We start from the raw sequence: 12,710 nt of genomic DNA on the forward strand, positions 1-12,710 counted from the left end.
CCTTTATTTTAATAATTTTTCTATATATTTTTTCATATTACTAGGCTTTGTAGTTGGTGAAAATCTATCTACTACATTACCTTCTCTATCTATTAAAAACTTAGTGAAATTCCATTTTATTTTTTTGCCCCAAATTCCACTTTTTTCATTTTTCAAAAATTTATATAATGGATGAGCACTGTCATCATTTACATCTATCTTTTCAAACATTTTAAATGTAACTCCATAATTTAATTTACAGAAATTATTTATTTGTTCATTATTGTTTGGATCTTGATTTTTAAATTGATTGCATGGAAAACCTAATATTTCGAAACCTTGCTCCTTATACTTTTTATATAAATTTTCTAATTCCTCAAATTGAGGTGTAAAACCACATTTACTTGCTGTATTAACTATAAGAACAACTTTTCCTTTATATTCTTTCATATTTATTTCTTTACCACTCATATCATTTGCTGAAAAATTATAAAAATTCATTTTTTTACCCCCTTTATTAATTTTACTAAATTTAATTTTATACAATTTAATTTAGTAAAATCATATTAGCATTAAATTTTTACTATGTCAATTTTTTTATAATAAAAAAGCCTTTATAGATAAATAAGTTTATCTATAAAGGCTTTTTTGAAATTATATTATTTTAAATAATCTTCAATTGCTTTTATTATATCCATTTGTATTCTTAAACTATCAATTGGATCTTTTTCTATATTTAAAGCGTGGTTTGCACCTTCAAATTCTATTAATTTTTCTCCATTTAAATTAGCTATTTTATTTAAATTTTCTTTTGTTAAAAGTGGATCTTTACTTCCAGTTATAACTAATGCATTTTCTTTAATTCCCATATTAACAGTTTTATCTATAGGACTTATATAAACATTTGTTATGTTGTATCCTTTTATATTTTCATTTAATACATTTTGTAAACAAGTTCCTATACTTTTACCTATTATAACTATATTTTTATAATTTGAATTTAACATTCTATTTACTTGCTCTAAAGTTTCTTTTGCAGCTATATCAAATTCTTTAGCTACATCAAAAGATTTTCTTACAGCTTGGAATCCATATTCAATTTTCATTAAATCATAACCTAATTTTAATACTAATTCACTAGCATATTCTAATGTTACTCTATCTAAAGTATATCCTATTCCAGGTAATACTATAGCCAAAGTTTCACTTCCTTGCTTAACTGAAAGTGGTTTTAGTTCTACTCCCCAATATGAATTAATTACATTATTCATAACCTCATCTTCTTTCTTTTTTATTTCTTTTATATATAAATATAATTTATGTTTTATCTTTTTACAATTTTTTGGTTTGATGTTGCAAGCTTTACATCATAATATATATTATTTTCTACTTTTAAACCTTCTTCATATCTTCCAAACTTAAAATATATATTTTTCAAACTATATAAATCAGGAAATTTAAGTTTAAACTCTTCTTCATTAAGGCCAGAATAAATTATTACTTTAAGCTCTTTATTTATAGCAGAATTTACAAGTTCTCTAAGCTCATTTGGTTGAAGTGACCATTCAAGTCCAGCAAGTATTATTCCTTCATTAAAAGGATTTTTTATTACCTCATCAAGTATTTCTTCTGAATCCATTTCTATTGTAGGTAAATTTTTCAAATGCTGATTAAAACAGCCCTTACAGTTAAACTTACAGTCTACTGCACATATTAATGCTCCCATAAAAGGTGCATCTTCAACTCTTTCATGAACTATTCCCTTTGTTTTTATAATCATAAACTTAATTGATTCCTATCTTTAAATTCTGATTTTTTACCATCATTAAAAAATTCTACTTTCCTTAAATATCCTGTTATTCGTTGATACAAATCTAACTTTTTACCACATATAGGACACTCTTCAACTTTATCTTCAATATATCCATGCTCTTCACAATATCTATTTAAAGGTGAAATACTAACATATGGAGTTTTATATTTTTGACAAACTGTCTTTATTATATGTTTTGCTTTTTCTCCACTTATTGCTCCATCACAATATATATGAACAACAGTTCCACCTGTAAATAATACTTGAAGTTTATTTTGGTGATCAAATAATTGATTTAAACTTGAAACTTCACTTGGTGGTATATGACATGAGTTTGTATAATATGGATACTCTCTTGACCCTCTAAATATTATGTCATCAAAGTCTTTAGCATCTTTTCTAGCTAATCTATAACATGTTGATTCAGCTGGAGTTGCCTCAAAATTATAAAGATTTCCTGTTTCTACTTGAAATTCTAATAATTTTTCTCTTATGAAATTACAAACTTTAATTGAAAAATCTAATCCTTCTTCTGTTAATATATTTTTCCCATTAAAGTTTTCACACATTTCATTTAATCCAACTATTCCAATTGTACTAAAGTGATTATTAAGTGTTCCAACATATGTTGAAAATGCAGGTAACATATCCTTATTTATTATATTTTCATTTAACCATTCTCTCTTCTTTTCTAAGCTATCTTTTGCAATAACTAAAATTTTATATAAATTTTCAAAGAAAGCTTCTTCATCATTTTTGTTTTTATATGCAAGTCTTGGTAAATTTATAGTTACAACTCCAATACTTCCTGTACTATCTCCACTACCAAAAAGACCTCCATTTCTCTTTCTAAGTTCTCTAAGATCTAAGTTTAATCTACAACACATTGATCTTACATCACTTTGATCCATGTCTGAATTCATGAAATTTGCAAAATATGGATAACCAAATTTTCCTGTCATTTCAAATAGCATTTTATTATTTTCATTATCAAAGTCAAAGTCTTTTCCTATATTGTATGTTGGAATTGGATAAGAAAATGGTCTTCCATTATAATCTCCCTCATTCATAAGCTCATAAAAAGCTTTATTTAACATATTCATTTCTTTTTGACAATCTTTATATTTAAAATCTGCTATATCATCACCAATTAAAGCAAAATCATTTTCTAAATCCTTTGGTGGAAAAAGATCAAATGTTATATTTGAAAATGCAGGTTCTGCTCCTGCACGACTATTGCTATTTATACTAAAAATGAAATTTTGTAAATTTTGTTTTACTTCTTTGTAACTTAAGCTATCAACCTTAATATATGGTGCTAATAATGTATCAAAAGAATTAAATGCAACAGCTCCCATTATTTCATTTTGGTATATTGTAACTAAATTAGCTATCTGATTTAAAATAGCATCAAAGTGCTTTGCTGGGCTGCTTGTTGGAATATTTGGTATTCCTTTTACACCCATCATAATTATATTTCTTAATGAATATCCACAACAATAAAGTGTTAATCCTCCTAAATCATGAATATGCATATCTCCACTTCTATAAGCATCTATTATATTTTTATCCTTATATACTTCATTTAGCCAATAATCTTTTGAAACTTCTGCTATTATATGCTTATTAAGGCTTCCAAAACTGTACGGTGAATTCGAATTTTCATTTACCCTCCAGTCCATTTTATCTATATAATCATCTACTATTTTTTTGCTAGATAGCATAGTTTTCACATCCTTTAATTATTACCTCTTTTAACATAATAACATTATACTCCTCATTGATTTATTATTATAATATAAATATTTTATATTATTTATAGGCTAATTATTATTTACATTTTTTATATATAAATAATTTAAATTTTTAATATTTTATACACTATAAAAATAATTTTTTACTTATTTATACTGTTAAATATATAAAAAAAAGGAGTTGTAAAACTCCTTTTTTAAAGTTAAAATATTATTTTTTTAAAATGCTTTTTTTCTAGATTTTAAAATCAAGATTATAGAAACAGGTAAGAATATAACTAAAAATATAATTCCAAGTATTCCTGTTAGTGCTACTGAAATAGTAGCTAATTTTGAAAGTGTCATTCCTAGAAAATTAAATACTATATGTACTATTATGCTTCCTATTAATGATTTACTATATAAATACATTAATGCACAAGCAACCCCTAATATAAAAGTATATATTCCTTGTACTATATTAAAATGCATAATTGAAAAAACTAATGCTTGAATTATAACAGCTATTACAATATTATAATTCTTCTTTAAAAATCCAAATATAACACCTCTAAAAAATATTTCTTCAAATATAGGTACAAATATTGATATTATTAAAATTCCTATTATTGAATTTTGTGCATGACTCAAATTATTTTGAACCGCCTTATAACTTGAAAAAATTGGAGCTAATAAAGATATTATAATCATTGAAACCATATATAATCCACAAGCTAACATAATAATATATATACATTTTTTTATGCTAATCTTATTAAATTCACCTTTATTTATAAGTCCATTTTTATGTCTTGTAAATATTAATAACAATATTATTAGCATTATTAAATCACTAATAAATATAGATAGGTTCAATCCTAACTTTGTATTTGAAATTAATTGCATTACCTTTCCATAATCAAATGGCAAATTATTTTGTTTCGCCACTATAAATATTTGCATGCTTTGAACTATCATCTGTATTATTACAAAAATTACAGGTAATCCAATTACTATCCCTAAAGTTTTTAAAGCTTTTTTCATTTTTATCCCCCTTAAAATATGTCTACACTTTTATATAAATGTATAAATTAATAATATCATTAAACACTTTTTTCAATTTTAAAGTTTTATTTACTATTTTGTAAATTTTTATAAAATTTATCTTTTAAATTTATTTAATCAATAAACTTTACTTTGCATATAATGATTATAATCAATGTATAAAGTGATATTATGGAATGTATTATAAAATTAAATGATTGCGAAATTTTAGGCTCTGGATGTGAAGGAAGTGTTTACTTGACTCCTGAAGGATATGCTCTTAAAGTTTTTACTAGCATTAAATCTGCTGAAAGTGAAGCAGAAATACTAAAAAAAACCGAAAGCAGTAGATTTTTCCCAAATCTTCTTCTTAAAGTTAGTAATATAGTAATACGAGACTGTGTTCATGGTGAAACTCTTTATGAATATTTAAAAATTAAAGGACTTTCTTTTAAAACATCAACTGAAATAATAGACCTTATTGAAGATTTAAAAAGACTTAAATTCAAACGTATAAACATAAGGAATGCTCATATATTTATAGATGATAACGAAAACATAATGGTTATAGACCCAAGAAAATCTTATGATAAATTAACTCCATACCCAAAGGATATAATTAAGGTTTTACTAAAGCTTAACCTATTTGATGATTTTATTAAAAATGTAGTAATTTATAAACCTGAACTTTTATCTTACTGGATAGATGGATACAATTATGTAGTAAATATGTATAGACATGTCCTAAGATATAAATGTTAGGACAAAAAAATAGATTATCTTATTTTAAATAAGATAATCTATTTTTATTAATTTCTCTATATTATCTAATTAATTATTCACTTATATCATCTACTTTCTTTTAAAAATTTCTATATAATCTTTTATTTATAATTTGAATAATCTTTTAATATTTAATTTATATATTTTCCAAATTTACACTTGAATTATTTTCCTAATAGTATTAAAATTTAATTAAGTAATTACTTAATTAAATTTAGAGGTACTTATGAAAAATATAGAAAAAATATTCAAAGCTTTTGGTGATGAAACTAGATTAAAAATTTTAATCTTGCTTTCAAAAAAAAATATTTGTGCTAAAGGTTTAGCTAAACATCTTAATATATCTGAGGCTGCAGTTTCTCAACATATAAAAATTCTTAAAGAAACTAATATTATTGAAGGTGAAAAAATTGGATATTTTGTTCACTACTCAATTAACGAAGATATTTTAGATGAATTAGTTAATTTTATAAACGCCATTAAAGGCAAAACTTTAGATACTAAAAATTATATTGACCTTCCAATATTTAAATGCGAAGGTAAGAAGCATTGCAAAAAAAATTGCAATTCTAATTCGAAAGGAGATATTAATAATGAAAATTTGTATTCCTGTAAAAGAAAATAAAGGTTTTGAAAGTATTCCTTATAATCACTTTGGTTCAGCACCATTTTTCTTAGTTGTTGATACTGATACAAATGAAATTACAGCTATAAATAATGGTGATTTAAATCATGAACACGGTAAATGTCAACCAATAAAAGCAATAGGTGGAGCTGACATTGATGTTGTTTTAGTTCTTGGAATAGGTGCTGGTGCTATAAATAAATTAAACAGCTTAGGTAAAAAAGTATTTAAAGCAGAAAATACTTCATTAAAAGAAAATGTTAATTTATTTATGGAAAACAAACTAATTGAATTTAATCCTGCAAATTCTTGTGCTGGACACACTTCAGGACATTCTTGTGGTCATAACTAAAATTTAAAAATAAAAATATAGCTAATAAGATATTATTCTTATTAGCTATATTTTTATGTAATTTATATATATTTTAATTTGAATATATGTATTTACTTCCTACCTTATCAGTTTTTAAAACTGTCTTTACTTCTATTATAGGCTTATTATCTATTACATTTATAGTACCCTCTACACTAACCCAGTCCCCTTCCTTAAAATTTGATAATGATTTGTAATCACATAAAAGTCCTACAATTTGAGTATCAGCAGCACAACAAGTCATAAGCTCTCTTCCAATTACAAACTCCCCTTCTTTAAATCCTTTTTCTTTAAAAATAAATCCTTCTGTTGTTATTTTTTTCCCTTTATAACTATCTGGATTTATCATTATTTCTTGATACAAACTCATATAATTATCTTCATTTAATATTAAGCTATCATCATCTTTATTATAATTTTCACTTTTTATTTTATTTTCTTCTTTTAACTTATATATTTCATTAAAGTTATCTTTTTCATACTTTTTTTCTGCATTTATTTCTTTTTGTACTATTTTATTATCCATATGAACCTTATAAATTGGATAAGTAAATAATATCAATATTCCGAAAAATGCTATAACTCCACCTTTAATCCACTTTAAACTATCAATTGAAAATGCATTTAAAAATTGATTTATACATAAAGCTATAAAAACTATAAATGTAAATAATATATATTTATTCATTCTTGGATTTAAAAATAATATAACTTTATTTGTTACTAATAAGTAATATAGTATTAATGCTCCAAATAAAAGTATTAAAAAATCAATAAATTCTTTTCTTTTAAAATTCATAAATTATACTCCTCCTAAAAGATTAAATAAAAGAGTTGAAATAAATGTTACTGCAATTATATAAATACTTAGCCTAATAACAAATGATTTTTTGAAATTACCAAGTAACATAGCAATATTTTTTATATCTATCATAGGTCCTAGAACTAGAAATGCAAGTATTGAACCAGTAGTAAATTTTAACGTAAATGCACTTGCTATAAATGCATCTGCTTCAGAACATACTGAAAGTACTATTGCTAATATAATCATTACAACAATTGATAAAAGAATATTAGAACCTAAAAACTCAAAACTTTCTTCTTTAACTGCTACTTTAAATAAACTAGAAATAAATGCTCCAAAAGCTAAATATTTAAAAACACTAAAAAGTTCAATCTTTGTATGAGTTAGTAACTCTCTTATTTTTGAAGTTTCTTCTTTATGATTATGTTCTTCATTATTATGATCATGGTGACAACATGAACAACTACAATTATGTATTTCCTTTGCTTCTTTTAATGGACTTTCCTTATCTTTATAAGAAATATGAATTAAATATCCAATTACTATAGAATTTATTATTCCAAATAATAATCTCATAAAAAATATAATTGGCTTATTTGTAAAAGCATAATACGTTGACATTATTACTATTGGATTAACTATCGGTACAGACAGCATAAAAGTAATTGCTATTGGAAGTGGTACTCCTTTTTTCATAAGTCTTCTTGCAATTGGAATTATGGCACACTCACACACTGGGAAAATAATTCCTAAAAATGATGTTGCTATTAATGCTAAAAACATATTTTTTGGTATTATCTTCTTTATAAAATCTTCTGAAACAAACATTTGTATTAAAGAAGAAATTATAGCTCCTATTAGTATAAATGGAATTGTCTCTAACAATATACTAATAAATATTGTAAAAAACTTGCTTATCATCTTAAATTTTCTCTCCCACTATTTTTATTTTTTTAATTATCTTTTAAATAAAAATTTATTTATATAACTACACCTTAAACTTTAACCTCCTTTACAAAAAGTTTTTTTGCAAATCATTTGCAACTACAATTATTTTTATCATAATTGCAAACGGTTTGCAATTACATTTTTATTAAGATGTGTATATCTAATATTCAATTTAGGAAAACTAAATATGAAATTTCTTTATTTAGGAGGTTATAATTATGACTATAAAAGAAAAGGCTTCACATGAAAAAGCAAAACAAATGCTTATTGCTGGTGAATCATATGATGATATAATAGCTGAAACTAATTTAAGATTAAAAGATATAAAAAGAATCGAAAAAAATGAAATATCTTCTAAATTCTAAAAAAACTATCTCAACTATATAATATTAGTTGAGATAGTTTTTAATTTTTATTTTATTTAGTTAATATTAAAACTTCTTCACCTTTTATCTGAATATCTTTTGTTATATGTTCTGATTTTGTATCTCTTTTATTAGATAAAGTAACTTTATAATTTCCAATTGGTAATTTTATATTAGCTGGATTTTCACTACTATTTACTATAACATATGAAACTTCATTCTTTGCTTTTCTTTTCATAACCATTACAGATTTATTGTTAGAATTTTTATAGGATACCGTTCCAGTTTTTAAAGAGATATTTTCTTCTCTAGCATTTAATAACTTTTTATAAAATTCATATATAGATTTATTTTTTTCTAAATCATTTGGTGAAATTTTTTTATCTATCAATTTACTTTTATCATAAATAATAATATCTTCACATAAACCTTTATTAGTAAATTCAAGTAATTCTCCACCATTTTTACTTTCAACTACTCCTTCACCTAAAAGTCCTATCTCTTCCCCATAATATATAACTGGATTACCTGGCAAAGTTAAATATATAGCTCCAGCCATTTTCATTTTTTCTTCTGAATTTCCTAATTTATTTATAAATCTATCTTCATAGTTATTATTTAAAACTGGTGATATTTTAAAATTTTTATTATTTAATTTATTTAGCTCATTATAATGAATTTCTAAAGTTTTTGATAACCTATCTATATTTTCCGTTAACAAACCATCTTTAATAAAATCACTAAGGTTTACATATAAAAAATTATCTAAAACATCCGTATAATTTTTCATATAAACTTGTCCTTCACGAACATCACCCATTATTATAAAATCATTCTTTAAGTCCTTACAGTAACTTGAAAATTCTTCTATAAATTTAGTGTTTTCTTCATAATAATTAAAATACCATTTAACTCCTTCTAACTTAAATCCATCAATCCCTTTATCAATATAAAATTTTGCTATATCTTTTATTTCATTTTTTACATCTTCATTAGTTAAATTTATATCTGGCATACACTCTGACCAAGTAGCATAATATTTATCCTTTTCATTTAATTCTCTCCAAGCAAACTTTATTGAAGGTGATACTATACTTTGATTAAAATCCTTAAGTTTCTCTTCATTATCTTTCCATATATAATAATCTCTATATTTATTTTTTTCATCTTTTTTAGCCTCTTCAAACCATTTATGTTTATCTGAAGTATTATTTAAAACTAAACTAAGATTAACCTTTATATCTCTTTTTTTTGCCTCTTTTATTAAATTTTCAAAATCATCAATGGTGCCATATTCTTCTTTTATTTCCTTATGCTCTGTAATATCATAACCATAATAACTATTTGACTTTTGTATAGGCAAAAGAATTATTCCTCCAACACCTAAATCTTTTAAATAATCTAAATTATTAATTACACCATTAATATCTCCAATTCCATCTCCATTACTATCACTAAATTCTCTAACAAAAATTTCATAATAAACTCTTCCGTCCCTACCATTTAGAATGTTATTTTTTACAGTAAAATAATAAATAATTAATCCACTTAAACTTGCGCCAAAAATTAATCCAGCTATAACTTTACTATATTTATTTTTCAACATTCTTCCCCCCATTTTATTAATTTATTAATTAAAATTAAATTTTTTTCATTATTATCTCAAATTATACAGTATATTGTTATTTATACAACACATTCCCTAATACAAAATACTACATTTTTTTACTTTGACTCAATTAATTGGTAATGTAACCCTTTTATTTCTTTACATATCTTTTGAAATAAAAAAAAAGCACCTATTTTTATAATTTAATAAAAATAAGCACTTTAAAATATTATTTCGTTAATATTAATATTTCTTCTGAATCTAAATCAATTTTCTCTTTTAATTTTAATTTTTCTTCTCTCTCTTTATTTGAATAAGTTACTTTATATTTTCCATTTTCCATATTAACTGTAACTTTATCTTTTGAATTATTTATTATTACGTATGATATTTCTTTATTTTCTTCTCTTTTCATCACCATTACAGATTTATTTCCTGACTCAACCATAGAAACTGTACCACTATTTAATGATTTATTTTCATTTCTAACTTTTATTATATCTTTATAAAAATTATATAATGAATCTTTATCTTCTTTTTGTACATTTAAAGCAACTTTATTAACATCATTTGTTATCTTTCTCCAACTTGTATTTTTCTTCATATCTTTATTATCCCATATAAATGGTTCTCTTATATCTTCATCAGGCTTTATGCCAGTCATTCCAACTTCCTCACCATAGTATATAAATGGTGTTCCTGGTAAAGTTAAATAAATTACAGCTGCCATTTTCATCTTTTCTTCATCTTTACCTAATGTATTCATAACTCTATTTTGATCATGATTACTTAAAAATGGTGCAACAACAAAATTTTTATTTTTCTCTGTGTATAATTCATAATTCATTTCTATAGACTCAGGTAATTTTTCTATATTACCTGATAGTAATCCTTTAGTTACCTTTTCACCAAGTGAAAAATCAAAAAAACTATCAAGTGATGTTTGATACTCAGCCATCGAAAATGGTCCATCCCATACTTCACCAACTAAAATAAAATCTTTATTTAATGACTTACAGTAACTAGAATATTCTGTTATAAACTTATTATTTGGTTCTATCTCATTGTAAAACCATTTAACTGCATCCATTCTAAATCCATCTACTCCAATATCAATATAAAACTTTGCTATATCTTTTAATTCATCTTTTACCTTTTCATTGTCTAAGTTTAAATCAGGCATACCTTCCCAAAATATTCCGTAATGATAGTCATCATTTCCTTTAAACTTTGACCATGGCATTGTGCCCATTGGTGACATCTTTGATACTTCTTCTTTATTATCTGTCCATATATAATAATCTCTATAATGATTATCTTTTCCTTTACTTGCTTCCTTAAACCATTTATGCTCACTTGAAGAATGATTAATTACCATATCTATAAATACTTTTATATCTCTTTTATGAGCTTCTTCTAATAATTTTTTAAAATCTTCAATTGTTCCATAATCTTTATTTATATCCTTATAATCAACTACATCATAACCATGATAACTTGGTGAAGGATTTATTGGCATAAGCCATATTCCTCCAATTCCTAATTCTTTAATATAATCTAGTTTTTCAGTAACTCCATTTATATCTCCAATGCCATCTCCATTAGTATCATTAAATGCTCTTACAAAGATTTCATAAAAAACACGTCCATTATAACTCTCTTTGGAAAGGTTTCCAGAACTTTCAATAGAACATGACATAGTAGTTATCATTATAATTACTATAATAATAGATACAATAATCCTTTTTATATTTAATTCCCTTCTCATTATTTTACCCCCATATTTTACAACTTTATCTAATATTATACATTAGATAAAGTTTTATGTAAATATTTTCATTATATTAATATTTACTATAATTTTAATCTTTATGTTAATGGTATAATAAGTATATAGAAGAAATATTTAATCATATTTTATTTTTTGAATCTAATTTTAATTCTTTTTATATTAAGCTTTATTTTAAAGTTTTTTGAGCTTAATATATATATTATTAATTTTATAAAATTGAATATTTATAAACAAAAGAAACTTTAAATATAATTAAAAAGGACTGTTTTATTATGAAAAATAAAAAAATAATCCCTTTAATCATAAAAATAGTATCCTCTGTAATTGTATTAATAGCAATAATACTTATTTTTAAAATTTGCGATACTGTAAATGTTAATAATAATACTTCTTTAGTTTCTTATATTGAAAAAAGAGAACATTCTTCAAATATTGAAATTAAAAAGAAAAAAGATTATGGAAAATTATGCTTTCTTTTATATACTACAAACAACAACTCAAGTAATGAATATAAACTTATAATTTTAAGTAGAGATAATATATTAAGAAATCGCTATGGATTCTTTGGCTCATCAGGCTCTTCATTTAAAACAGATCCTGTTGAAATATATATTTTCCCTCATTCTGATTATAATTTATTTGTAGTCTTTGGAAATAATTCAAAACTGCATGCATCTAAATATGAAATCTTAAATAATAATGAAATACTTTATGATGAAAATTTAAATGTTAATCAATATATTCTAGGTGTATATAAAGTAGATCCTAATAATGTATTCTCAAACAAAGTAGAATTTTTCAATAATGAAGGTATTAGAGTATTTTAAAAAAACTATCGTAT

14 protein-coding genes are annotated in these 12,710 nt (G+C 23.5%); 5 read left to right on the forward strand and 9 right to left on the reverse strand.

Going from position 1 to position 12,710, the window contains the following annotated elements; all coding sequences use genetic code 11:
• Positions 1 to 3: 3 nt before the first annotated feature.
• The 5 genes from O212_RS0111585 to O212_RS0111605 form a co-directional block, all read right to left on the reverse strand.
• A complete protein-coding gene (locus tag O212_RS0111585) occupies positions 4 to 480 on the reverse strand; it encodes a glutathione peroxidase (RefSeq protein ID WP_024615270.1) in 477 nt (158 codons plus the stop codon).
• A 158-nt stretch (positions 481 to 638) separates the two neighbouring features.
• Positions 639 to 1,250 (reverse strand): alpha/beta hydrolase, encoded by a 612-nt coding sequence (locus O212_RS0111590; RefSeq protein ID WP_024615271.1) that lies wholly within the window; start codon positions 1,248 to 1,250, stop codon positions 639 to 641.
• Positions 1,251 to 1,303: 53 nt separating this feature from the next.
• Positions 1,304 to 1,759: a 4Fe-4S cluster-binding domain-containing protein gene (locus O212_RS0111595; protein WP_024615272.1), complete on the reverse strand. Its 456-nt coding sequence runs from the start codon at positions 1,757 to 1,759 to the stop codon at positions 1,304 to 1,306.
• Entirely contained in the window at positions 1,756 to 3,516 is a 1,761-nt protein-coding gene (locus O212_RS0111600; RefSeq protein ID WP_029699349.1) for a ribonucleoside triphosphate reductase, read from the reverse strand. Before O212_RS0111600 ends, O212_RS0111595 begins: the two co-directional genes overlap by 4 nt.
• Positions 3,517 to 3,765: 249 nt before the next feature.
• Positions 3,766 to 4,569: a CPBP family intramembrane glutamic endopeptidase gene (locus O212_RS0111605; RefSeq protein ID WP_024615273.1), complete on the reverse strand. Its 804-nt coding sequence runs from the start codon at positions 4,567 to 4,569 to the stop codon at positions 3,766 to 3,768.
• A gap of 192 nt (positions 4,570 to 4,761) precedes the next feature.
• Here O212_RS0111605 and O212_RS0111610 point away from each other — a divergent pair, with 192 nt between their 5' ends.
• From O212_RS0111610 to O212_RS0111620, 3 genes are all read left to right on the forward strand, one after another.
• On the forward strand, positions 4,762 to 5,331 hold the full coding sequence (locus O212_RS0111610) for a hypothetical protein (RefSeq protein WP_024615274.1): 570 nt from the start codon (positions 4,762 to 4,764) through the stop codon (positions 5,329 to 5,331).
• Between the two features lie 247 nt (positions 5,332 to 5,578).
• Positions 5,579 to 5,977, forward strand: a complete 399-nt coding sequence (locus O212_RS16255; protein ID WP_024615275.1) for a metalloregulator ArsR/SmtB family transcription factor — start codon at positions 5,579 to 5,581, stop codon at positions 5,975 to 5,977.
• Positions 5,946 to 6,329 carry a NifB/NifX family molybdenum-iron cluster-binding protein gene (locus O212_RS0111620; RefSeq protein WP_024615276.1) on the forward strand — a complete coding sequence of 128 codons (384 nt, stop codon included), beginning with the start codon at positions 5,946 to 5,948 and terminating at the stop codon, positions 6,327 to 6,329. The genes O212_RS16255 and O212_RS0111620 overlap by 32 nt, the downstream gene beginning before the upstream one ends.
• A gap of 73 nt (positions 6,330 to 6,402) precedes the next feature.
• Here O212_RS0111620 and O212_RS0111625 read toward each other — a convergent pair whose 3' ends face one another.
• Positions 6,403 to 7,149: a TIGR03943 family protein gene (locus tag O212_RS0111625; protein ID WP_024615277.1), complete on the reverse strand. Its 747-nt coding sequence runs from the start codon at positions 7,147 to 7,149 to the stop codon at positions 6,403 to 6,405.
• A gap of 3 nt (positions 7,150 to 7,152) precedes the next feature.
• Positions 7,153 to 8,076 carry a permease gene (locus O212_RS0111630; RefSeq protein ID WP_024615278.1) on the reverse strand — a complete coding sequence of 308 codons (924 nt, stop codon included), beginning with the start codon at positions 8,074 to 8,076 and terminating at the stop codon, positions 7,153 to 7,155.
• 245 nt (positions 8,077 to 8,321) lie between these two features.
• On the opposite strand from O212_RS0111630, the gene O212_RS16865 reads away from it, so the two are divergent.
• Positions 8,322 to 8,468, forward strand: a complete 147-nt coding sequence (locus O212_RS16865; protein WP_173391489.1) for a hypothetical protein — start codon at positions 8,322 to 8,324, stop codon at positions 8,466 to 8,468.
• A 52-nt stretch (positions 8,469 to 8,520) separates the two neighbouring features.
• Here the strand turns inward: O212_RS16865 and O212_RS0111640 are convergent, their stop codons facing one another.
• A complete protein-coding gene (locus O212_RS0111640; protein WP_160166417.1) occupies positions 8,521 to 10,074 on the reverse strand; it encodes an alpha-amylase family glycosyl hydrolase in 1,554 nt (517 codons plus the stop codon).
• Between the two features lie 232 nt (positions 10,075 to 10,306).
• A complete protein-coding gene (locus O212_RS0111645; protein ID WP_024615280.1) occupies positions 10,307 to 11,845 on the reverse strand; it encodes an alpha-amylase family glycosyl hydrolase in 1,539 nt (512 codons plus the stop codon).
• Positions 11,846 to 12,141: 296 nt separating this feature from the next.
• Here O212_RS0111645 and O212_RS0111650 point away from each other — a divergent pair, with 296 nt between their 5' ends.
• Positions 12,142 to 12,696, forward strand: coding sequence for a hypothetical protein (locus O212_RS0111650; RefSeq protein ID WP_024615281.1), 555 nt, complete (start codon positions 12,142 to 12,144; stop codon positions 12,694 to 12,696).
• Positions 12,697 to 12,710: the final 14 nt, after the last annotated feature.

The sequence above is a fragment of the Clostridium sp. Ade.TY genome (assembly GCF_000498355.1).
Lineage (GTDB): Bacteria > Bacillota > Clostridia > Clostridiales > Clostridiaceae > Clostridium.